The 23,173-nt window shown below is 39.5% G+C and carries 17 protein-coding genes; 10 read left to right on the forward strand and 7 right to left on the reverse strand.

The window, feature by feature from the left end; translation table 11 throughout:
- Positions 1 to 156: 156 nt before the first annotated feature.
- The 3 genes from MSBR3_RS13350 to MSBR3_RS13360 all read right to left on the reverse strand — a co-directional run bounded on the left by MSBR3_RS13350 (position 157) and on the right by MSBR3_RS13360 (position 5,575).
- Entirely contained in the window at positions 157 to 1,389 is a 1,233-nt protein-coding gene (locus MSBR3_RS13350; RefSeq protein ID WP_329956838.1) for an Ig-like domain repeat protein, read from the reverse strand.
- Positions 1,390 to 2,930: 1,541 nt separating this feature from the next.
- The gene (locus MSBR3_RS13355) at positions 2,931 to 4,526 is read right to left on the reverse strand and encodes a CUB domain-containing protein (RefSeq protein ID WP_048108743.1); all 1,596 of its coding nucleotides are present in this window, start codon (positions 4,524 to 4,526) and stop codon (positions 2,931 to 2,933) included.
- Positions 4,527 to 4,843: 317 nt separating this feature from the next.
- On the reverse strand, positions 4,844 to 5,575 hold the full coding sequence (locus MSBR3_RS13360; RefSeq protein ID WP_048108744.1) for a PGF-CTERM sorting domain-containing protein: 732 nt from the start codon (positions 5,573 to 5,575) through the stop codon (positions 4,844 to 4,846).
- A 701-nt stretch (positions 5,576 to 6,276) separates the two neighbouring features.
- Here MSBR3_RS13360 and MSBR3_RS13365 point away from each other — a divergent pair.
- The 5 genes from MSBR3_RS13365 (at position 6,277) to leuS (ending at position 15,290) form a co-directional block, all read left to right on the forward strand.
- Positions 6,277 to 9,123, forward strand: a complete 2,847-nt coding sequence (locus MSBR3_RS13365) for a M1 family metallopeptidase (RefSeq protein ID WP_048108745.1) — start codon at positions 6,277 to 6,279, stop codon at positions 9,121 to 9,123.
- Positions 9,124 to 9,650: 527 nt separating this feature from the next.
- Positions 9,651 to 9,992: a DUF1622 domain-containing protein gene (locus MSBR3_RS13370; RefSeq protein ID WP_394297713.1), complete on the forward strand. Its 342-nt coding sequence runs from the start codon at positions 9,651 to 9,653 to the stop codon at positions 9,990 to 9,992.
- Between the two features lie 157 nt (positions 9,993 to 10,149).
- On the forward strand, positions 10,150 to 10,479 hold the full coding sequence (locus MSBR3_RS13375) for a DUF1622 domain-containing protein (RefSeq protein ID WP_394297714.1): 330 nt from the start codon (positions 10,150 to 10,152) through the stop codon (positions 10,477 to 10,479).
- Between the two features lie 629 nt (positions 10,480 to 11,108).
- Positions 11,109 to 12,326 (forward strand): threonine synthase, encoded by a 1,218-nt coding sequence (gene thrC, locus MSBR3_RS13380; protein WP_048108747.1) that lies wholly within the window; start codon positions 11,109 to 11,111, stop codon positions 12,324 to 12,326.
- Between the two features lie 63 nt (positions 12,327 to 12,389).
- Positions 12,390 to 15,290 carry a leucine--tRNA ligase gene (gene leuS, locus MSBR3_RS13385; RefSeq protein ID WP_048108748.1) on the forward strand — a complete coding sequence of 967 codons (2,901 nt, stop codon included), beginning with the start codon at positions 12,390 to 12,392 and terminating at the stop codon, positions 15,288 to 15,290.
- A gap of 321 nt (positions 15,291 to 15,611) precedes the next feature.
- Here leuS and mmrce1 read toward each other — a convergent pair whose 3' ends face one another.
- The 3 genes from mmrce1 to MSBR3_RS13400 all read right to left on the reverse strand — a co-directional run bounded on the left by mmrce1 (position 15,612) and on the right by MSBR3_RS13400 (position 18,899).
- The gene (gene mmrce1 / locus MSBR3_RS13390) at positions 15,612 to 16,463 is read right to left on the reverse strand and encodes an MmRce1 family CPBP family CAAX prenyl protease (protein WP_048108749.1); all 852 of its coding nucleotides are present in this window, start codon (positions 16,461 to 16,463) and stop codon (positions 15,612 to 15,614) included.
- A gap of 610 nt (positions 16,464 to 17,073) precedes the next feature.
- The gene (locus MSBR3_RS13395; protein ID WP_048110529.1) at positions 17,074 to 17,925 is read right to left on the reverse strand and encodes a nitrilase-related carbon-nitrogen hydrolase; all 852 of its coding nucleotides are present in this window, start codon (positions 17,923 to 17,925) and stop codon (positions 17,074 to 17,076) included.
- A gap of 308 nt (positions 17,926 to 18,233) precedes the next feature.
- Positions 18,234 to 18,899, reverse strand: coding sequence for a hypothetical protein (locus MSBR3_RS13400; RefSeq protein ID WP_230627484.1), 666 nt, complete (start codon positions 18,897 to 18,899; stop codon positions 18,234 to 18,236).
- 187 nt (positions 18,900 to 19,086) lie between these two features.
- Between MSBR3_RS13400 and MSBR3_RS13405 the strand changes: the two genes are divergently transcribed.
- The 5 genes from MSBR3_RS13405 (at position 19,087) to MSBR3_RS13425 (ending at position 22,587) form a co-directional block, all read left to right on the forward strand.
- Positions 19,087 to 19,245, forward strand: a complete 159-nt coding sequence (locus MSBR3_RS13405; protein ID WP_155396822.1) for a hypothetical protein — start codon at positions 19,087 to 19,089, stop codon at positions 19,243 to 19,245.
- A gap of 117 nt (positions 19,246 to 19,362) precedes the next feature.
- Entirely contained in the window at positions 19,363 to 19,860 is a 498-nt protein-coding gene (locus tag MSBR3_RS13410; protein WP_048108751.1) for a pyruvoyl-dependent arginine decarboxylase, read from the forward strand.
- 316 nt (positions 19,861 to 20,176) lie between these two features.
- Positions 20,177 to 21,214, forward strand: coding sequence for a deoxyhypusine synthase (locus MSBR3_RS13415; protein ID WP_048108752.1), 1,038 nt, complete (start codon positions 20,177 to 20,179; stop codon positions 21,212 to 21,214).
- Between the two features lie 63 nt (positions 21,215 to 21,277).
- The gene (locus tag MSBR3_RS13420; protein ID WP_048108753.1) at positions 21,278 to 21,799 is read left to right on the forward strand and encodes an ArsR family transcriptional regulator; all 522 of its coding nucleotides are present in this window, start codon (positions 21,278 to 21,280) and stop codon (positions 21,797 to 21,799) included.
- Entirely contained in the window at positions 21,799 to 22,587 is a 789-nt protein-coding gene (locus MSBR3_RS13425; RefSeq protein WP_196297063.1) for a DUF7839 domain-containing protein, read from the forward strand. The genes MSBR3_RS13420 and MSBR3_RS13425 overlap by 1 nt, the downstream gene beginning before the upstream one ends.
- A 245-nt stretch (positions 22,588 to 22,832) precedes the next feature.
- Here MSBR3_RS13425 and MSBR3_RS13430 read toward each other — a convergent pair whose 3' ends face one another.
- A complete protein-coding gene (locus tag MSBR3_RS13430; RefSeq protein ID WP_048108755.1) occupies positions 22,833 to 23,096 on the reverse strand; it encodes a hypothetical protein in 264 nt (87 codons plus the stop codon).
- Between the last annotated feature and the right edge of the window lie 77 nt (positions 23,097 to 23,173).

Below are 23,173 nucleotides of genomic sequence, written 5' to 3' on the forward strand. Positions count from 1 at the left end.
AAAGTATCTGAATCCGTTTCATAGTTCTTTTCAAAATTCTCACAAATATCCGAATACTTTTTTATCTTGTACTTAGCTACACACTCACTGTACAGCACAAGTTGAGATCATATTTTCGCAATGCGCCCGTTACACTCAAATGCTTCATGAATGATCTCACTTACTTTTTGGGGGTGGGAAATACTTCTTCTGTAGGATGATACTAATTACTAAGAGAATAAGTCCACTAACTAGTGGATTTTCAGATATTATGACAATAATCTTTTTAACTGCTGAGTTTTGCTCTGTACTAGACTTTTCTTCGGAACTATTCAACTGCTCAGAACTAAACTGATCTTTAGAACTAGATTTCGCCATTCCGGTATTAGTTTGTTCTTTAACCGTTAGTGTGAAAGGAGACGATGTGCTGGGTTTAAAGTTAATATCTCCACTATACCTTGCTGTGATCGAATGTGAGCCAGAAGAAAGAGATGGCGTCTCCAAAGTTGCCTGCCCTGAACTCACATCTACAACTCCTATGGACTTGGTCCCATCTATGAAGGTAACTGTACCAAAAGGTTCTTCTGTTCCTTGGGAAGGAGTATCGACTTTAGCAACAAGTATCACTGATTGTCCGAACGCAGAAAAATTGGCTGAAGAAGTTAATTTGGTAGTAGTTAAAATCTTATTTCCACCCGCGTCGGTGTCACCATATTGAACTTCAGTTGATTCTGCAGTATTAGAGTCTTTTGTATCTACACTTTCAGAAAAATTATTAATTTCGCTTACTCTAGTCTTTACTCTGTCAATTTTGAATCCATAATCAGTTCTTGAGCCATCTGTCACAAGCTTGACTTTCAATGTATCTCCTGTATACCAATCTGTCCAAAAATCCTGATAATTAATTCCGTCATAATCTCCATAAGTTTTAAGCTTGTTATCGAATTTATCCAAAAGAATTACCTTATCATAACCACCAATAGTAGCAGCATCATCAGATGCAAGCTGAATATACTCAAAGTGTAATCTTATCTGAGAAGCATCAGGTTCACTTACAGTCCATGTATCTACAAAGTTATTTGCATAAGGGTGATCAGATTCGGCTAAAGAGTTATTAGATATGCTTTTATCTGGCCTAATTTCTGTCTTATCAATTTTGAATCCATAATCAGTTCTAGAACTATCCGTAACAAGCTTTACTTTTAATGTATCTCCTGTATACCAGTCTGTCCAGAAGTCCTGATAATTAGTTCCGTCATAGTCACCATACTCTCCAAGTTTGTTATCGAATTTATCCAAAAGAATTACTTTATCGTAACCGCCAATGGTAGCTAAATCATCAGATGCAAGCTGAAGACATTCGAAATGAAGTCGTATCTGAGAAGCACCGGGCTCGCTTATAGTCCAGATATTTTTAAAATTTTCGCATAAGGGTGATCAGATTCGGCTAAAGAGTCAGATGATAAAGCAGGTATACATCCACAAATAATTATTAGCAAACAAGATAATATCATTTTTAAAATACATAACCTAGGCATTTCTCCACCTTTCAAATCTCTATAAACGAAATAATTTAACAGAACAAATAACGGAAAGAGAAACTAATGCACAGATAAATTTGCAAAGGTTACTGTTTTTAGTACTAACGGTTTTTCATTTCAAACGGATAATCTGCCTAAAAATTTAATTTTTATTGAGAGAAATGAAAAACTAGTAATAAACAACTGAGAAGTTATGTACCTAACTGAGTATAGCGCTGTTTAATAACAAAATTACTCTTGGAAATATTTACTTAATACATATAAGAAACTTTCTAAAAATTTTCAGTAATTATAAAATTATTAATATTAATATTGTTATTATTATTATTATTATTATTATTATTATTATGCGGTAGTGAAAAATTACTTAAAAGGCTTTTTAAATTTTGACGATAAATAATTGATTAAAATTATAAAAATTGAATGAATATCAAAAAATCCTAAATCTCGCATTTAATCTTTGAGTTTTAATATCACATTTGCCTAAGGAAAATTTTTTCTCAATATTCAGTAAAAATAACATTAATGAGAAATTTGCACTAAATATTACTGATAAGTTAATTAGATAGTATTAACTGTTTGGAAAATTAGCTGGTTCTAATTTGAAAACATAAGTGTTAAATCCGTTTTTAGGAGTATACTCCCAATCAATTACTTTGAGCAATCCAACATACTTCCACACTCTTTTTTCACGATCTTGTCTAAATCCATATACACTTCTTCCATCGTTTTGCGAATCAACAAGAGCTTTATTTGCAGCCGTTAATTTTTGATTTTTATTTACTCCTTCCCCATCATAGGAAAATGTGTTCTCACTAAATTCATCTGTGTAAGGACCAAGTTGCTTTTAGAACAAAATAATATGGCCTACCATCTGTGAATTTCTCAAGTTGATTCCTTTTATTCCATAACCAAAATGAGTACCAAATCGATTCAATTTCTTCTTTTGCATATTCCTTGTTTAATGTTAAGTTAAAACTCATAATAAATTAGATGTGATTAGAATTTTTATACATTTTGATTGTTAAAATGTTATTAAAAACTACAACTTTAACTCTCATCTCCTCCTTGATAGAGGGACATTTCCATTATTAGGGCTCTTCGCTATTTCGGATGGATTGAAAATAATTACTCAGTTAAATAGTAGCTAGGTCAAAAAGAGAAACATCAAGCTTGAGCATGATTTTCAACACCAAGTGTTTCTGGATATTGGATATGTTTCTGGATATTGGATATGTTTCTGGATATTGGATATATTACTTCAGTATTTAGTAGATGAATGGAAGTTACCCACATAAAACAGCGAAGAGCCAAAATTAAGGTCGAATTGCAGGAGTCTTGAGATTAAGGGATTGTAAACTACAACCAGTAATATAAAGTAAATGTAGCTACACATCCCTTATCTCGGTCTTAATGAATTCGTTTTTTCAAAGTATAGAAAGCAAAAAGCCCAAAAATAGTTATAAATAACCCAAATCCAGGACTCTTAGGTTCCTCTTCTGATTGGATACTATTCCTTGCTCCAGTGGAAAGGAGCTGTGAGCTAGATGATGACCCTTCCTTAACTTTTATCGGTAGATTGAGTGTGTAATCCTCGGCATCTTCTGGATCACCATCAAAATAATAAATTACCCTGCCGTTGACATTAAAGTTTCCAACCTGATTGGACTTAATTCTTATTTCGATATCTTTTCCCTGTCCGGGCTCAAGCTCATAAGTAGTTGTATACTGGCCAGCTCCAGAATTAACAAATTCGGAGGATGTTACACTCATTCCAGAAGGTGGAAGAAGAATCACCTGGATGCTCATGGTTGGTTTGGTGATCAAATTCACAGCAGATAGTCTGAGCAGAATGTCTTCTCCTAAAGTAACGTCTGTCTTTTCACCATACAATTGCACGCTAGCAGATGATTGTCCCTCATTATTATTTTCAGTTTTTTCTGTTTGTTTGGGCCTGAGATATTCTGTTTGTTTAGGCTTGGGATGTTCTGAACTAGAAGATCCAGAAGGGTTAGAACTTTTTTCATCAACAAATTCAGAAGGTTCACTTGTTTCATCCATTCTGGTTTCGGTCTTGTCAATTATAAACCCATTCGCAGTCCCTGAGCTGTCTGTTACAAGTTTTACCTTTAATGTATCCCCTGTATACCATTCTGTCCATAAATCCTGATAATTAACACCGTTATTCATTCCGTATGTTTTAAGCACATTATCATATTTATCATAAAGAATTAACTTATCGTAAACTTGAAAATTAATTCGCTGATTTTGGGCAAGCTTAAGATATTCAAAATGTAGTCGTATCTGATCAGCACCAGGTTCGCTTATGGTCCAGGTATTCTTATAGTTGTTTGCATAAGGATGATCAGACTCGGCTAAAGAGTCAGACTCAGCTAAAGAGTCAGACTCAGCTAAAGAGTCCTTAGAGGTGCTCGTATCTGTTCTGGTTTCGGTTTTGTCAATTATAAACCCATTCGCAGTCCCTGAGCTGTCTGTTACAAGTTTTACCTTTAATGTATCCCCTGTATACCATTCTGTCCATAAATCCTGATAATTAACACCGTTATTCATTCCGTATGTTTTAAGCACATTATCATATTTATCATAAAGAATTAACTTATCGTAAACTTGAAAATTAATTCGTTGATTTTGGGCAAGCTTAAGATATTCAAAGTGAAGTCGTATCTGGGCGGCACCTGGTTCACTTATAATCCACGTATCTTCAAAATTATTTGCATAAGGGTGATCAGACTCGGCTAATAATTTAGATCCAGTTAAAGAGTCCTGAGAAGTACTCGGATTTTGTCTGGTTTCTGCCTCAATATCTTCTGAAGTATCTATTTCTACATTGTTAGAGGTTTCTGTTTCGTTGCCATAAGAATAACCCGAATCTGTTAAAGTTTCAGATGAGGCACACGCGCTTATGACATTGCCTGTTAAAAAACAACCTATTAAGAGATACGTTGTTAAAACCCTTAAAACTCTTAAACTATCTCTCTCAGACATTCTATCACCTATTATGTAACAATTATGTTATCAAAACACTTGTCGATTGATATTGATTTTGAGGAAACCGAGGGATCTGACAAATAACTGAAGGACAATTAAAAACGCAATAAGTCGCCGAAAATCTAAGAAAATCTGTTCACAGAGATTTGTCTATTAAATTTATAAAGATGGCAATTTCTCATCTGGTAGGATTTTCAATATTTCACCTGGGTTTCAAACTCATTGGTTTTATTTTACAACTGGCTGGAGTCTTAAAAAGGGAAAATTCATGAATATTCCCTCTTTAAGCCATTTGAGCTCTATTTATTTTCGAATTATCTTCTCCTAACAATATACACGCCTAGCAGCCCTATGCCTGCAATTATTGCTCCAAAGCCGGGGGTACTGAATGAACCTTGTCCTTTTGCTTCTACTCCAGAGTTCTCTTCAAGGTCAGGAGTTTCTGTGGAGTTCTTGGAAGGTTCCTTGACTGTAAAGGGATGAGAAAGGGAAATAGGACTATAATCGTCCTTTTTATCTCCAGGCCAGTAAAGACCTGTGAAATGTACAGTATAGCTACCCACCTTTTCTCCTTTTATATTAATGTAAATTGTCCGGGAATTTCCTGGCGGTACTGAAAACATGCCATATACAACGCCAGCTGAGCCTGTCTGGCCAAAACCCTGTCCGTATACATGAATACCAGAGGGTACGCTGATCCTTGCATCCACATTCAAAGTCACGTCATTGAGGGATGGATTATCGATATAAAGTTCAACAAGACCATCTTCGTTTTCAGTAATGACGTCGTTAACCGGTCGAAGGACTACAGTCGGGCCAATCCTGAATTTCTGTTCGACTGTAGTAGTTCCTTTTGTTTCTTCTACATTTTCAGTTACATTGACCAGGCATGATTCGTTTGTAGGTGTGGATCTATTGGTAGTTGAGACCTGAGATACCGATTGATTTTCGGTCGTGTTATTTCCCTGTGCCCCAGCGGTAACGCCCGTGAGAACAACTCCAAAAACAAGAATTGACATTAGCAGCATTGACAGATATTCTTTCATCCTCTACACCTCTTCCAGGGTACTACCTGTAAAATTATTTTTATCAAAAAACAAACATAATATACACATATAAATCTGTATTGATAATACTTGTGATATTAATTTTAATACTAAATTTTTTACTAAGTGTTGGGTAATTTCTATACAAGAAGATCTTTAAACAAGCAATATACCCGAAATAGGATTAAAAAGGCATTATCATCTCAATTCTAATAAATTGTCTTAGAATTCAAAATATTGATACAATTGAATAATAAGCAATGCTAGCTTTAAAATCCAGACCGTAATTATTCCGGAGTTCAGGTAAATATACCTTAAACTTGTAGCTCATCCATAGGACTTACGCATTAGATAAAAGTATTCAATTAAAATGCTAATTAGAGCCTAAATTGTAGAATAATCCTTATTTAGATTTAAGTTCATTATTGTCTATTATCCAACTGTAGAAATTAGTTCTGCTTTGAGACAGTATTTGAGACGGTATGTTTGCCTACTTATTCTCAGCTTGATGAAATTTCAGAAAGCGACATAAATTTTAAGATATGAAGTAATATAAAAAAATAAACAATATCGGAGAAATTTTTAAATTACTATATAAAAACATAGAAGAATTCCCTCCATTAAGACTACACCTTTAAATCTCATACCTTCCTTTTCTATCCTATAATATAACTCTTATAATTTTATTTGGTGACATTTTTATGAAATGTAGGCTTTGCAAATATTATCCTGAAGATTTCGGGGAACTTACTGTTAACGTTTTGCATATGGATCTGGTATTTGATGTTTATGATGACAGGACGAATGTAAAGTCCATACTCAGGGTAAGGACAAAAGATGCTCCTATCGAGACACTGGAATTAAACTGCAGGGACCTTGAGATCAGGGCTGTGAGCTGCATACAGTACGAGGTTTCTTACAGATACCGGAAAGATGATGCAATTCTTGAGATTAATTTTAGGGAAGAGGTCCCTCCGCATACCGAAGTTACGGTCATTACGGATACGGTTTGCAGGCCGACTAAAAATATCCTTGAAGGGCTTTACTATGACGAAACGCCGGCAGGAGCTCCTCCTCAGCAGATTACGCAGTGCCAGCAGTGGGGGTTCCAGAGGATTGTGCCTTGTATTGACGATATGGCCGCAAAATGCACTTACAAGACTACCATAATTGCGGACTCGAGGTACACGAACCTTATTACGAATGGGGATGTCGTGATTGAGAGGCATACGGTAAAACCCGGGCGAGATAAAATCGTATATGATAACTCGGTCACGCCGATGGCGACCTATCTCTTTTTCCTGGGAGTTGGGACTTATTCGACCTTTAAAAGGGAATTTGAGTATCCTGACGGAGGCACTTTCATGCTGGAACTGCTCGTGCCGCCAGCATCCGATGCAGCCGCAGCCGAAAAAGCGCTGGATATCCTGCATGATGCGGTTATGTGGGTTTACCTATTCACAGGGCCTGAGCAATTCGATGAGGATAAGCTGCCTGTCAGGAGAGAGCTCTGGGACCTTGTCCGCATGCGAGAGAAGATGAAATTTGAAGGAAAGCCAGAATCCGTTCTGGAAGAAGACTTTAAAAAGGTCAGGGAAAGGCTTGCAGAACTTAACAAAACCATCAATCCCGGATACAGGTATACAGGCACCGTCTACAGGGAAATCGGCATGCAGAATTCGGACTTCGGAGGCATGGAAAATGTCGGGAACACTACAATTACCACAAATCGTATAATGCCTTTCCCGCAGATGACAGATGCGGCTTATGAATATATGATTCGGGTAAAGGCGCACGAATATCACCACAACCAGAACGGGTCTGAAGTCACAGGAAGAAGCCCGTTTGAAATCTGGCTGAACGAAGCCGTGACCGTCCATGTAGAAGAACAGCATCACGCCTTTTTCTTTGGCGAGGACTACAACAGGCTGGGCAGAGTGCTTGAACTGCTTGCTCCGGCTTCGGGAACTTTTGCCCTGGACTCTGGTGCAGCTTCCATGCCAATCATTCCTGAAGGCTTCAACGACCCAAATGACCTGATTACTGCAGTCACCTATGTAAAAGCCCCGGAATACGTGCGCATGGTCGAGTCTCTTATAGGGAAGGACACTTTTGTCAGGGGCCTGGACAGGTATTTCAAAAGGTTCAAACATTCCAATGCAGCCACCCAGGACTGGATGGAAGCCATGGAGGAAGAAAGCGGGCAGCCCTTAAAGGAGATGTCCGAAACCTGGCTGAGGCAGACAAAGTTCCCTGTAGTTGAGGTTTCAGCCGAATATGACCGGGATGCCAGGAAGTTTACATTCTTCCTCAAACAAAAATTCCCAGACAGCGGAAAACCCTGGGAATTCCCTTTCAGAGCAGCTCTTGTCGACGAAAACGGAAGCGACCTTGTAGAAATTATGGAAAGGGTGAGCGGGGAAAGCTCAGAGATTGTAATTGAAAACGTAGATATGCCAGCCTTCCTATCCCTTAATAGAGGTTATTCTTTCTATGGGAAGCTTGTATACAAAGCAAGCCATGACGAGCTCATGATGCAGGTAAGGAAGGACAGAGATATCATAGGCAGGTTTACGGCTTTCTATACCCTTGTTGACAGGGAAAAATTAAAGCTCCTTAAAAATCCCGAATCCAAGCCCTCTGAAAGCTTTATAGAACTTTACTACAGGCTTCTCAATGACCGGCAGCTTCTTGAAAAGGCAGGAGGTCAGTTCCTGACCATTTTTGAGTCCGTTGAGGATGAAGAGTTTGCCCACAGGTACCAGGAGCTTTACGAGGTAAGACAGAAACTCCTGAAAGCTGTTGCCAGGAAATATGTAAATTCCGTAATTTCCGCCTATCGTTTCTTTGAAGAAGCCTCGATTCCCAGGGACTCAACTCTTGAGGAGACGGCGAGAGTAATCAAGAACCGGCAGGCCAAAAACGTCTGTCTTGGCATCCTTGCAACCCTTGATACTGCTGAGATTCATGCAATGATAAAACAACAGTTCGAGACTGCAACCTGCGCAACGGATCGGCTGAGCGCATTTGCCGCATACCTGAACAGCTCGGCTCCAGATAAAATTGAAGTTCTGAGAGCCTTTGAAGCGGAGTCAAAGAAAAGCCTTGTTGCCTGGGAAGCCTTCCTTTCTGTAATAGGAAGCAACAGCAGCGTTGACGCAGTGGAACTTGTCAGAGAAATGGAAAGGTCAGATGCTTTCAGAATCGAGCAAACAAATGACCAGCGTGCTCTTTATGGAAGCTTTGCCCGCAACAGGAAAAAATCACTTCAGACCGAAGAAGGCAGGGCTCTTTTTGCAGAAATACTGAGAAAGCTGGCCCCTGTGAATGAGTACAGTACGGTCAACATGCTCAATGCCTTTGCAAACATAGACCAGATGGAGTCAAATTATTATATCCCGCTTGTAAAGATCCTGGCAGACCTCCTCGGAGAACTTGACGCCCAGAAATACCCGAGTGTTTATAACAGGATTAGAAAACTCCTGCTTGGAGCTCCGAATGCTGTCAAAACATACAATATGGCACACGGAGAAATTCCGGGATTGTAACCTGAATGCTGAGAAAAAGTAAACAAATACTGTAACTTTTTTGCTCCGGTGTGTTATCACCGGATAAAATTTTTATTGGACTTTAACTGAGTTATTATGTTTTACTCAGCGACTAAGTTGAGATTCAAACGTAATTTACAGGGAAGACATATTTTATAGCCCGCGAAGTTCGTTTGGGAAGTTTGTGGTACAGTAGCCTTTTTTCCTCATTTGAAACTATTAAGTTTTCTCTTCAGGCACAGATTTTTTGTTATGACCTACTTTCAGCAGCAAATATATTAAATATATTAATATATTTAATAAGAGACTGAGAAATCAAAATTGCACTGGCGTCCGTGCAAGCAGCGGATATTTGACAGAAATAAAGCTTTTTTGAGCAACATGTCTTCGGGATAAAAGATATATTAAATAAAGAATATAGAAAGAATAGAATAAAAGTTCTGGACAAAGCTTTCAAAACTTTTTCTATGTAATATTAGACCCCTAATTTTTGAGATTGAGTTTATTCTAAAGCAGGTACTTTTGGAATGGTAAGAATGGTACTTGAACTCACAAGTGTGATCTTGGAGATTTTTGTTAGATTCTTCGAACTTGTGAGTGCACTTCTTGTAGTATACGCAGGATTAAAGGCTGCAACTAAAATTCTACTTCTGGAAGCCTTCAAAAGACCCTACAGATATGAACAAATAAGGAGAGAGTTTACGAACAAAATACTCTTCACTCTCGAACTGTTAATAGTTGGTGATATAATCGTAACTGTAAGAAACCCTACAGCAGATGACCTGTTACTTGTTGGAGCTATTGTAGTAATCAGGACAGTTCTTGGCTACTTCCTGAGTAAAGAAGTTAAAGAGTATCACTTTGACTGAAAGTTGACTACAAGTTTAAGCAAACTCCAGTAAGCTAATTCCAGTAAGCTAATTCCAGTAAGCTAATTCCAGTAAGCTAATTCCAGTAAGCTAATTCCAGTAAGCTAATTCCAGTAAGCTAATTCCAGTATTTACTTCCTGGAGAGTGAAAAGGTTGTTGTCTGGATTGTTTAACAATTTCCTGCTCTATTTCGAATGGGTTTTCGAAGCAATAGGGACAACTATTATTATCTATGGAGGATTAAGGGCAACAATTCAGATTTTATTCTCTGAGGCACTAAAAAAGCCCCAGAACCTCGCAACAATAAGGAAGGAACTTACGAATAGAATACTCTTCGGACTTGAGTTTTACATCGTAGTTGCTATTCTTGGAACCCTGAGAAATCCGACTATACAGGATCTTACAGTACTTGGTACGATTGTACTTATCAGGACAGTTCTTGGTTATTTTCTCAGTAAAGAAGTAAAAGAATATCAGTTTGACTGAAGAAAACTAGAATATGCAATAAAACTAGAATATGCAATTATTGACTTTTCTGAATATCATACTAACAAATTAACCTGCACTGAACATTATATTAACAAATTAGTCTGCAACAAATATTAGTTTCCCTGTTTCATGGAGAATGCTGACGAAAAAGAAAGAATCAAGATATTCCATATATGAATATGAGATTGTGGACGATATTTCATATTTCTCCAGTAGTATTGTTAATCACAGGCAGACAAGTTTAAAGTGCTCACCTGGAAAAAAATAAAGTTTTTTTCTGATAAAATTTAAAGTTGTGGATATTAAAATATCATTTTTAGACATATTAATTTTAGCACCTGATTTTAAACCGGAATTCGCGGAATTATTGCAGAGGATTACTATCTGAAAACATAGTGGAAACATAGCAAACTTACTGGAAATATTATAAATTTACTGGAAACATAACAAACTCAAAAACAGTAGAATTTAAAAGTAAGTAAAGTGTTAAGGATACAAAATATTATTAAACTCTAATATTATACTAGTCCAAAATCCAGATTATGCTGCCTGAATTCGGGCTATCTAACATCAGTCAGGTATGAGTAAAACCTGGAATCCAAAATATCAGAAACAGGAGAAATTTAATGTATCATCTCAAATGTATCGAATGCGGTGCAGAGTATTCCAAAGATGAAGTAATTTACACATGCAGCAAATGTGATGGGCTGCTTGATGTTATTTATGACTATTCCTCAATTAAAATAGATATGGAAAAATTGAAGACCGAATGTCCTTCGGTCTGGAAGTACGCAAAACTTCTTCCTATAGAAAGAGAACCTGTAACTATCAGGGAAGGCGGAACTCCACTTTACAAATGTGACCGCCTGGCTGAGAAAATAGGAATTAAAGAGCTTTATGTGAAACACGAAGGCATGAACCCTACAGGCTCTTTTAAAGACAGGGGAATGACCGTAGGAGTTACAAAAGCTCTTGAATTGGGCATGAGCACCGTTGCCTGCGCATCTACGGGAAATACCTCAGCAGCCCTTGCAATCTATGGGGCAAAAGCCGGGATTCCTGTAATCGTGCTTTTGCCTGCAGGAAAAGTTGCTCTTGGAAAAGTAGCCCAGGCCCTTATGCACGGAGCAAAGGTCCTCAGTATTCGTGGAAATTTTGACGACGCACTTGCCCTTGTACGCACCCTTTGTTCCCAGGAGAAAATCTATCTCTTGAACTCAATCAACCCCTACAGGCTGGAAGGCCAGAAAACTATCGGTTTTGAGATTGCAGACCAGCTAGGCTTCAAAGTACCTGACAGAATTGTCCTGCCCGTAGGAAACGCAGGAAACATTACAGCTATCTGGAAGGGCTTCAGGGAATTTAAGAAGCTTGGCATAACGGACTCACTCCCGAAGATGACCGGTATTCAGGCTGCAGGCTCCTGCCCCATTGTAAAAGCCATAAAGAGCGAGGCTCCGGAAATTACTCCTGAGGAAGAACCCGAAACCGTTGCAACAGCAATCAGGATCGGAAACCCTGTTAACGCCAAAAAGGCTCTTTCTGCTATCCGGGAATCAGGAGGGACTGCAGAATCCGTTACTGATGAAGAGATCCTTGCAGCTCAGAAAGACCTTGCAAGACTTGAAGGAATAGGTGTCGAACCTGCAAGTGCGGCTTCGGTTGCAGGGCTTAGGAAACTTGTTGATATGGGCGTAATAAGCAGAGACGAAACTGTTGTCTGTATTACTACAGGACACCTGCTTAAAGACCCGCAGACCGTAATTGACGTCTGCGAAGAGCCTATTGTTGTGGATGCCAGTATAGAAGCCATTCGGGAAGCTATCTTCGGAAAAGCGGAATAAAACTTGAAAAATTGATAACAATAGGAATAATAGTAGAAAAATAATCGATGGGTGTGAACACGAATGGAGCAGGATTATAAGCCTCACGAGATCGAAAAAAAGTGGCAAAAAAAGTGGAATGAAAGCCAGATTTTCCAGGCCGAGCCCGATAAACGAGAAAAATTTTTTATAACCATCCCCTACCCCTATCTGAATGGAAACCTGCACGCGGGGCATACCCGGACTTTTACAATAGGGGATGTTGTTGCAAGGCACAAACGGATGCTCGGGTATAACGTGCTTTACCCTATGGGCTTTCACGTCACAGGCACACCCATTGTGGGGCTTGCCGAACTAATTGCAAATCGAGACCCTCAGACCATGGACGTCTATGAACGCCTCCATGGAATTCCAGGAGACATCCTGCCGACGCTCGATACCCCTGAAAAAATTGTTGATTATTTCAAGCGCGAATCCGAAAAAGCTATGCGTAATATCGGGTACTCCATTGACTGGAGACGCAAATTTACAACAACTGACCCGACATATAAGAAATTCATAGAGTGGCAATATATTCGGCTTGAGGAAAAGGGCCTGATAGTAAAAGGTTCTCATCCGGTGAAATGGTGCCCGAACGACAATAACCCTGTTGAAGACCATGACATCCTGCATGGGGAAGAAGCTACTATTGTTGAATATACGCTGATCAAATTCCGGTATAAAGACCTGGTCCTGCCCTGTGCAACCCTCAGGCCGGAAACGACATACGGAGTGACTAACCTGTGGGTCAATCCCGACGTAACCTATGTAAAAGCAAAGGTGACGCAGGGCGAAAATGAGGAGTTCTGGGTTGTCAGCAAAGAAGCTTTCCGAAAACTGACTTTTACGGACCGGACAGTCGAGTATATCGAAGACGTACCTGCAAAATCGATAATAGGAATAAAACTCACAAATCCGGTTACGGGTGACGAAATAATTTCCCTTCCCGCTTCTTTTGTCAGGCCTGAAAACGGTAGCGGAATAGTCATGAGCGTGCCTGCCCATGCACCTTTTGACTACCTGGCTCTTCGCGACCTTTACGATGCGGACCTGAGCGAGTACGGAATAACCGAAGACCTCAGGAACATCAAACTGATCTCCCTTATCAAGGTACCTGAATTCGGAGAATTCCCTGCAAAGGAAATTGTTGAAAGCATGGGAATTACAAGCCAGAAAGACCCGAAGGCCGAGGAAGCTACAAAGATTGTATACAGAAGGGAGTTCCACGGTGGAGTCCTTAAGGAGCTTACAGGAAAATACGAAGGACAGGCTGTATCTAAAATCAAGGATATCCTTACCAGAGACTTCATCAGCTCAAATGCCGGAGAGACCTTTTATGAATTCAGCGAACCTGTCGTTTGCCGCTGCGGTACTCCCTGTGTCGTAAACATGGTCAAAGGCCAGTGGTTCCTTAACTATTCAAATCCCGAATGGAAAGCAAAGGTATATAAATGCCTGGATGAGATGCGAATTATTCCTGAAGAGTACAGGGTCGAGTTTGAAAACAAGGTTGACTGGCTTAAGGATAAAGCCTGCGCTCGCAGGAAAGGCCTTGGAACCCGCCTTCCATTTGATAAGGAATGGCTGATTGAATCTCTAGGGGATTCGACAATTTATATGAGTTATTATGTCATTGCCAGGTTTATCGAAAACGGTGAACTGAAGATCGAAAATCTCACTCTATCATTCTTTGACTATGTCCTGCTTGGAAAGAGCGATCTGGCAGCAGCCAGTGCGGATACAGGCCTCAGTCCGGAGCTTCTTGAAGAGATCCGCAGGCATTTCAATTACTGGTATCCGGTTGACCTTCGCTCTTCAGGTAAAGACCTTGTCCCAAACCATCTGCTCTTTTTCCTGTTCCACCATGTAGCCCTCTTTGAAGAGGAAAAATGGCCTAAAGCTCTTGCAGTAAACGGTTTTGTTTCTCTTGAAGGGCAGAAAATGAGCAAGTCCAAAGGCCCGATCCTGACAATGGAAAGCGCAGTCAGCAAATATGGTGCGGACATAACGAGAATGTATATCCTTTCCACAGCCGAACAGACGCAGGACGCAGACTGGCAGAGGACAGGAATCGAATCTGCCAGAAGGCAGGTAGACAGGTTCTATTCTTTTGCAAATAGTGTTATTGAGAGCGGAAAACGTGCGGACCTTAGCACTGAGCTAAAGCAGATTGACCACTGGATACTCTCGAGAATACAGAACTATATCCGGGATACGAATGCAGCCCTCTACTCTATCCAGACAAGGGAAGCAATCCAGAATTCGTTTTTCCTGCTGCAAAATGATGTCAAATGGTACCAGAGACGGGGAGGAGAGACCCTGCTCTACTATGTGCTGGACAACTGGGTCAGGCTTATGTCTCCTTTTACCCCGCACCTCTGTGAGGAAATCTGGGAAGCAATGGGACATAAGGACCCCATCTCCCTTGCCCAGTACCCACTCTATAACGAAGATCTGATAGATGACGGTGCCGAGCTTGCCGAAGAAATGATAAAGGGAACCCTGGAAGACGTTGAGGAAATCATAAGGGTAACAAAGATGACCCCACAGAAGGTTCACCTCTACACAGCACCTGCCTGGAAAGCCGAAGCGATAAGGTGCGCCTGCGAGATGCAGCTTGAATGTTCGCTCGAAGTAGGCACTCTTATTAAAAAGCTAATGGCAAACCCTGACCTCAAGCGTTTCGGCAAGGAAATCCCGAAGTTTGTACAGAAAATCGTTCCGGAGTTCAAAAGCGGGAGTGCAGACAGGTATGAAATCCTTACAGGTCCTAACATTGATGAACAGACTCTCTTGAAAGAGTCAATTTCGTTCCTGGAAAAAGAGATTGGCTGCCCTGTTGAAGTCCACAGTGCCGATTCTCCTGCCTTTGACCCTGAAAAGAAGTCAAGGTTTGCCGAACCTCTCAGGCCCGCTATTTATATTGAAGAAAAGAAGGAAGAATAAAAGGTTCTTCTCAACTAAAAGAACCTGCATCCGGGCAGATTGAAGAATCCCGGAACTTTTTATTTTTTGGGCTCAGCTATAAAATAATTATTATTGTTCTCGATACCATTGCTCATCTACGTCTGATTATTCCTGCCTTTCCGCAGTCATCTTCAAAAAATAGCATTTTTCCTGATATTGCACTTTCCGCAGTAGAGTTCTGGATTTAATATTTTAAAAGCACAGTACTTACTATTGAGATAAATTGTCCAAACCAGATAAAAAGAAATCTAGGATAAAGTTTTTTGTGTTCAATCACCGTTTTTCGGGTTCGTCTGTCATTTAGTGAGCCTCAGGAGCAGGATTTACTTTTGGAGAAAGGTTTACTTTTGAAAAAAACATTTCTTTGTCTAATACAATAATTATAGCGACAACTACAGTAATGACTAGAGTCTCAATGCACTTAGTCATCTGAGACATATTCAGTGCCTCCTGGCAGATATTTACAATAAAGTGAAAGAGAATTGCTGCAGGAATACTTTTTCCATTTTTAATGCAGATCCAGCTGACAAATACCCCCATAGGAATGATACCGACAAAAAAATTTACCGCGTACCATATGTTTTCGTGATAAATTTCGTACTGATAGAAGTGGTTGACAAATATAAGAGGAAAGTGCCAGAGCGACCATAGTATACTGAAAGTTACTGAAGCCATAAAGTAGGTATATCGGCTCTGCAGACTGTCAAATGCATACCCTCTCCATCCAAGCTCTTCAAAACATGCAGCAAGCATAAGAAAAACCAATGTAGGTACGGACCCTGTCGAAAAAGAGAAACCATTAGCAAGTTGAAACTGCGAAACTGATCCTCCAAACGGAAGCGAAATAAAGATGGATACGATAACAGTTATAGGCATTATCAAGAAAAATAGTGGAAGCATTCTTGGTTTTATTAGCCTGAGGTTGATAAGCCTGTTAATAAAATCCCTTTTCAAATTCGAATTTTTTGACGTAAAAATCATAAAATGTGAGATCAGAAAAGGCACCATCAACCCAGGAAGCATAAATAACATATAAAGTTCATTTTCTTCATCCTGAAAACTTAGATATGCTCCTGCAAACCAGAGAGCATAAGTTGCGATAAAGGTCGCAGTAAAATAGATCCAGGGTTTGTATCTGTGGTTAGGAATCATTGTTCCTCCAAATCTTAAATTTCATGGCATGTTTTATTTTTCAATTTAACATAAGTTTGACAGTTAAAAGTAACAGATTGTTCTTAATTTTCGGTATCTTTGACAAAAAATTATATTATACTCTAGTAGTTTATTAGATTGTTTATAATATATACATTTTTTTATATAGTGATTACATTTTGTTCTGAAACTTGAGGATAAAATGTAAAAAAGCAGTCTTTAGTTGTACATAATAGAAGCAACCACTGATTGAACATAATAAAAATAACCTCTGTTTGGACGTAATGAAAACAACCTCTGACTGAGCATGATATTATCTAAGGGATAGTTTACAAGGGAAAGTGAAAATTAGCAAATCAATGAAATTAAAAACTTTAGCTGTTAATGAGAGAAGTTAACAACTAAGACTCCCTAAAATCGAAAAATTAGATTCATCCAATTAAGATTCATCCAATTAAGATTCATCCAATTAAGATTCATCCAATTAAGATTCATCCAATTAAGATTCATCCAATTAAGATTCATCCAATTAAGATAAACCAGTTACCGATAAGATGAGTAAGTATTATGGTCACAGGAATAATTATCGAAAAAAAGATTAAGTAATCTTTCAATCTTCAGAGTAAAGTTCAGTTCTCCTGTTCTCAAAAACAGGAATCATTTTACGGACTTCGTTTTTTCCAGATAAGTCAAGGTCATGTACTATTATGCATTCTTTGTTGCCCGCATCGGCTTTTACCTCACCCCAGGCGTCGATTATCATGGAGTTTCCAAAATAACTGCAGTCAGGAGCAGAACCTATCCGGTTGCAGGCAATATGTGGGATCTGGTTTTCAATTGCTCTTGCCTTTGCGAGAATTTTCCAGTGTTCAGACCTTGGATTGGGAAATGCGGCTGTGGTCACAAGCAGGTCAGAACCGGCAAGGGAAAGTTTTCTTGCAACCTCGGGAAAGCGGAGTTCATAGCAAATCTCAAAACCGATTTTCAGATTTTGCTTTTTAAGAGAAATGGGCTCTATAGAACTGCCTTTTGAGAAATAACTGTTTTCGGTTTTGAATGGGTGAGTTTTCCGATAACTACCTGCAAGAGTGCCTGATTCAAAGCAAAAACCAAGATTGTAGTAAAATGAAGAATTACTGGAATCCGAAAGAGTAGAATTTTCAGAATCCACAGGTTTCCCACTGTCAGAAGTCTCTTCGGGAACGACTTTTTCAATTACTGAGCCCATGATAACACAGTCATTGGCATCGGAGAAACATGCCAGGTTTTCAAGGAGTGGAGAAGGTAAGGTCTCTGCTGCATGGTCAAAGTTCTCGTAGCAAAACCCTGTTGAGAAGACTTCGGGTAAAACAATAAGTTCGGCTCCTTTTCTTACGGCTTCGAGAGCCATATGCAGGGCTTTTTCAAGGTTTTTCTGCTTTCTGCAATGCAACACATCCATCTGGATACAGGCTACTTTCATGTCCGGATCACCAACCAACAACCAACAAATTGTTTAAACCTGTCAATGTGAGATTTCAAATTAAGGAAACTAATTGAAAGAGATCAATTGAAAGAGATCAATTGAAAGAGATCAATTGAAAGAGATCAATTGAAAGAGATCAATTGAAAGAGATCAATTGAAAGAGATGAACTGAAAGAGATCAATTGGAAGAGATGAACTGAAAGAGATCAATTGGAAGAGATCAATTGGAAGAGATCAATTGGAAGAGATCAATTGAAAGAGATGAACTGAAAGAAGTAAATTACGATTTAAACAAGCAAAGATCTTCACGGTAGAAGGGTAGTTTGCTTGCTCTTTGCTACCAGACCCTCAAGGTCAAGCCTGTGTTTTATCAGCCCTGCAAGGACTTCATTCGCAAGCCTTATTACTTCTTCCTTATTTTCCCGCATTTCATATGCAGGGTCATCAGAAGGTATCTCAATTTTCGTAATGTCGGCTCTGGCTTTTTTCAAATGTGTATCCTGAGCTTCACAGACTATGCCGGGTTTTTCCAGGTACTGCTCAAGATGTTTTTGAGTGATTCCTATAAGCTTCAATTCCCTGCGGAAACAGGGCCTTTCAAACAGTCTGGAGACCACATATACTCCTACAGGAATCCTGAAATCCAGGTTGATTTTAAGAAGCTGGGCCCTGAGAATAGAATAAACTTCTTCCGGGTCAGAAAGTTCCGTAGACCTGGACTCTTTTCCTTTTTCAGATAAAAGCTCCGTGGTTTTTTCAGGCAAAGCATAGATCTTTGAGGGAGGAACTTCAGTTTCTTCCAGAATTTCAAGATCCCTGAGTGCCCTGAGATAGCCTGTAAGAACCAGGCGGTGTTCATCTATGCCTCTGGCTTTTAATTCTCTGGAAAGCCCACTGATTGAGAGCTGCTTACCTTCAAGTAGTTCCAGGAGTTTAAGGTTAAGTTTTTCTTCCATCTGTACCGACATCATATTTTATTGTTGTTAATTAATTCTTCAGGACTCAGGCCGGGAAAGCATTTTTTGGAACAGCCAAGTAAACGAGCCCGTATCTTTTCAAATCTTCGAAAAGACCTGACTTTTCTGTCTGTGAGAGAAGTAAGCAAGAAAATTGCAGGGAGTAATACACGATGTAACTATTCTGCATAATATAAAGCTTATGAGAGAGCTTGTAAAGGAGAAGTGCAGAGAATGTAAGAAAAGACTGGCAAATTTATACAAAAGATTTATGAAACTTTCAAATGAAAAGTTAAGAAAGTTTAACTCGAGAAAAACCTGGAAAAAAATAAAAAAAGTCAGTGCAATTTTATTATATTAAGTATTAACTAAATAAATAAGAATTGAGCTCTTTCCAGCAGAATTGAAGGGCAATGCTTAAAAATAATAATTGCCATTTGGATTAGGCTTAAATTGATTATTTCACAAGGCTGCAAAGATGATTACGAAATTAATTCCCAAAAAAGTATTTTTTACAAGTGGAGTTGGTAGACACCCCGAAAATCTTGAATCATTTGAAGTTGCACTCCGGGATGCAGGTATTGAGAAATTTAACCTTGTAACTGTAAGTTCTATCCTACCCCCCAAATGTGAGGTTGTATCCAGAGAGGAAGGGCTTGAAGAGTTAAGTCCCGGAGAGATTGTGTTTTGCGTAATGTCCAGGATTTCTTCCAATGAGCCAAGAAGAACGCTCAGTGCATCAGTTGGTTGTGCATTCCCTCAAAACATAAACAGGCACGGTTACATATCAGAATACCATGCATATGGAGAGACTGCACAGGACGTTGGGAAACATTCCGAAAAACTTGCACGAAGCATGTACAGTACATGGACAAACGAAGCCCCCCTCAGGACTCTCAGTTTTCCCAGGTCATCTTCTGTAGATGAGCATGGAGACTGGATGACCGTGATATCCGTAGCAGTCTTTACTATATGAACATTAACAACCCGAGCATTAACAGTATACCTACAACAATTTCTGCGATTGTTTACGAACTTCACTCTGGAAATAAAGTATACTCATCATGCTGTCAATTTCACATTCTTTGATCCTGGTTCAAGCCTGACAAATTAGTTTCCTGAGGAAGGTTCATCTCTGTTGATATTGTCGAGGAAGAGTCTGCATATATTGATATTTAATAAATTATATAATTATTAGTGCTATTTGCATTTCTTGCCGCCTGTTGCCAAGTGTCTTCAGGTCTTAGAAATCACATGCAAAACTATCATTATCTGCTTATTAGGAGAATGGTATGCATCTTAATGTGTTCACAGATAACCCAACCGTTCCGATAGATGTAAAAGACAGGTCTGTAAGCGAACTGATGGACGGAATGCTTAAGACAGGCTTCCAGGGAAGAAAGCTAGCCGAATCGGTCCAGGCCTGGCATAACATGCTAAAACAAGAAAATATGACTGTGCTTATGGGCCTGTCAGGAGCTATGGTCCCTGCTGGTATGCGTAGGGTTATCTCGTATATGATCCAGGAGAGGATGATAGACTGCCTTGTAAGCACAGGAGCGAACATGTTCCATGACTCACATGAAGCTCTCGGCAAGAAACACTATGTGGGTTCACATCTGGTTGATGATGAAAACCTCTTTGAGCATGGAGTGGACAGAATTTACGATGTTTTTGCAGTTGAGGAAGAATTCAGGACTGCAGATAACCTGATTGCGGATTTTGCAGAAGAAATCGGGGAAATATCCTGTTCCTCAAGGGAGTTCATGTATCTGCTAGGAAAAGAACTTGTAAGGCGTGGAGCGGCCGAGGATTCTATAGTCGTAAGTGCATACAGGCACAATATCCCTATCTTCATTCCTGCACTTTCTGATAGCTCAATAGGAATCGGGCTTACTATTGCAAGAAGAAGAGGACTGAAACTTGATATTGACCAGATAAAAGACGTTGATGAGGTCACGCAGATTGTCGAAAAATCAGGAAAAACCGGAGTTGTTTATATTGGAGGTGGAGTCCCCAAGAATTTTATCCAGCAGACCGAAGTAATAGCTTCTATTCTTGGAATGCATATCGGAGGGCATGATTATGCAATTCAGTACACTACTGATGCTCCTCACTGGGGAGGTCTTTCAGGCTGTACTTTCGATGAAGCCGTTTCCTGGGGAAAAATTGCAGCTCAGGCAAAAAAAGTGCAGGTCTTCGTGGATGCTACTATTGCTCTCCCTATTGTGGCCCATGCACTTCATGAAAAATGCCGCGAACTGAAACGAAAAGCTCCGATTTTTAACTGGAAAGGGCCTGAAGGGCTTGATATTGATTATAGAGAGTAATCAAATTACAAATCTTTATTATATTTGAAAGCTTATAACGTAAGACGAGAAGGAGAGGAGTAAATGGGTAAAAGAACTCGAATAATTAACGATCCTTCCTATTTAGTACCATTACTCAGGACTTTTGGGTCAAGAACTCACAAAAAAATATTTGACACACTTTCGAACAAGTGGATGACCAGAGCAGAGATAGATGAATTCATGGGTACAGACTCATCAAAAAGCCTTCATATCCTGAAAAAAGCCGGGCTCCTGGAGAGCCAGTGGAGAGTTCCGGAGGCAGGGCAAAAACCCTCCAAAGAATACCACAGCTCCTATTCCAAGGTTCAGGTTAATTTTCAGTGTTCTTTTGAGGATTTGAGCGATATTATTATGCTGACCTTCAAGCCATATGAAGAGGTCAAAGATGCGATGGAAGAACTGGAAAGGCTAGTAGAAGAAGGCAATACCTCCATGAGCAACCTCACAAGGACGCTTAATAGAAACCCATTTTATATTTGTGCTGTTGCCCGCAGATCTGAAAGGCTTTCTGTAATGGGGCAAAGGTTAAAATTAATTGAAGATGTAGAGGAGAACTACGATTGATGATTAAAATCCTCCAGACTAAAAGCGGAGTAACCAAATTTCAGGTTCTTATCGAAATTGCAGCTCACCAGCCTAATGTAAGACAAAAAGAAATTGCTGCAAAGATAGGAATAACTCCCCAGGCAGTTTCTGAATATATTAAAGAACTTGTAAATGACGGGCTGATAGTTACTGAGGGCCGTGTCAGGTACAGGATTACAAAAGAAGGTGTGGAATGGGTCCTTGAAAATGCCACGGAAATGAAGCAATACGCCCGCTTTGTCATGGAGGATATAATCAGCCATGTCTCAACCTGGACAGCGATTGCAAAAGAGGATATGAAAGAAGGCGAGCAGGTATACCTGAAAATGGAAAGGGGACTCCTGTACGTAAGCAGTACGGAAAAAACAGGTGCATCAGGCAGTGTAATTTCCGATGCATCTTCCGGAGAAGACGTGGGAGTAACGAGCCTACGAGGCCTGATCGACCTGGAAAATGCTACGATTACGATCTGCAAGGTTCCGAGAATTGAGCGTGGAGGATCAAGAAAAATAGATATTGAACGTCTGAGATCCCTGACAAACTCAAAACCTTATATAGCCGCTATCGGTGTCGAAGCACTTATTGCTCTGCGTAAGATCGGCATAACTCCAAATGTTATGTTCGGAAGTAACGAATCAGTTATTGAGGCTGCATACCATGGTTTATCATCCCTTGTAGTCTCAGTAGATGAACAGGTTCCTTCCCTCCTTAACAGGCTGGAAACCGAAAACCTTGAGTATGAACTCGTAGACCTGACTCTCGAGTAATTCTTCTCTGATTTTTAAATGAATTCCAGACCTGCGGGTCTGAATCAAAAAATTCTAATTTTTCCGAGTACTATCACTACGGGACAGTTTTATCAGAACCTCTCAAAACAGCTGGATTTTCCAGAATAATTATCTGCCTCCATGTTTAAGTTTGCTTTGTTTAGCTGAATAAATTTCTCTCGAGCGGATATATACTCCTCCATTTCGGAAGGGTTTTATAAATTCAAATAAACGCATTACTTTCCTTACTTATCATTTTTTTTCTTAAATTCATCCCACAGTTCAGAGCCTGGTGCCTCGCCAGTTAAAAGAATAATCGCAATAAGGATAACCACCATTGATATAAGAATAATATATCTGGTTATACTCTCTTCATGATAATACATACCGACAAGCGGAGCAATAATTATAAACCCAATAGTTACCAACCAGCCTTCTAAGCTAGCCGGTCTAACACCCCAACCGATACGCCTTTTTTGAAACCATGCTTTCCTGGTAAGTCTTTTCATGCTTGATCTCCATTTGTTTTTATTTCAGTCCTTGTTTTCATGATCTTATCGGTCAATAACTTCCAACATATTTAAGG

The organism is Methanosarcina barkeri 3 (assembly GCF_000970305.1).
Taxonomy (GTDB): Archaea; Halobacteriota; Methanosarcinia; order Methanosarcinales; family Methanosarcinaceae; genus Methanosarcina; species Methanosarcina barkeri_A.

Excerpts from the sequence above, each read along its gene's own strand:
- MSBR3_RS13410 (WP_048108751.1), top strand. The coding sequence starts at position 19,363 with ATGATTACGAAATTAATTCCCAAAAAAGTATTTTTTACAAGTGGAGTT.
- MSBR3_RS13430 (WP_048108755.1), bottom strand. The coding sequence starts at position 23,096 with ATGAAAAGACTTACCAGGAAAGCATGGTTTCAAAAAAGGCGTATCGGT.
- leuS (WP_048108748.1), top strand. The coding sequence starts at position 12,390 with ATGGAGCAGGATTATAAGCCTCACGAGATCGAAAAAAAGTGGCAAAAA.
- MSBR3_RS13405 (WP_155396822.1), top strand. The coding sequence starts at position 19,087 with ATGAGAGAGCTTGTAAAGGAGAAGTGCAGAGAATGTAAGAAAAGACTG.
- MSBR3_RS13415 (WP_048108752.1), top strand. The coding sequence starts at position 20,177 with ATGCATCTTAATGTGTTCACAGATAACCCAACCGTTCCGATAGATGTA.
- MSBR3_RS13360 (WP_048108744.1), bottom strand. The coding sequence starts at position 5,575 with ATGAAAGAATATCTGTCAATGCTGCTAATGTCAATTCTTGTTTTTGGA.
- mmrce1 (WP_048108749.1), bottom strand. The coding sequence starts at position 16,463 with ATGATTCCTAACCACAGATACAAACCCTGGATCTATTTTACTGCGACC.
- thrC (WP_048108747.1), top strand. The coding sequence starts at position 11,109 with ATGTATCATCTCAAATGTATCGAATGCGGTGCAGAGTATTCCAAAGAT.
- MSBR3_RS13395 (WP_048110529.1), bottom strand. The coding sequence starts at position 17,925 with ATGAAAGTAGCCTGTATCCAGATGGATGTGTTGCATTGCAGAAAGCAG.
- MSBR3_RS13365 (WP_048108745.1), top strand. The coding sequence starts at position 6,277 with ATGAAATGTAGGCTTTGCAAATATTATCCTGAAGATTTCGGGGAACTT.
- MSBR3_RS13420 (WP_048108753.1), top strand. The coding sequence starts at position 21,278 with ATGGGTAAAAGAACTCGAATAATTAACGATCCTTCCTATTTAGTACCA.
- MSBR3_RS13400 (WP_230627484.1), bottom strand. The coding sequence starts at position 18,899 with ATGATGTCGGTACAGATGGAAGAAAAACTTAACCTTAAACTCCTGGAA.
- MSBR3_RS13355 (WP_048108743.1), bottom strand. The coding sequence starts at position 4,526 with ATGTCTGAGAGAGATAGTTTAAGAGTTTTAAGGGTTTTAACAACGTAT.
- MSBR3_RS13370 (WP_394297713.1), top strand. The coding sequence starts at position 9,651 with ATGGTAAGAATGGTACTTGAACTCACAAGTGTGATCTTGGAGATTTTT.
- MSBR3_RS13425 (WP_196297063.1), top strand. The coding sequence starts at position 21,799 with ATGATTAAAATCCTCCAGACTAAAAGCGGAGTAACCAAATTTCAGGTT.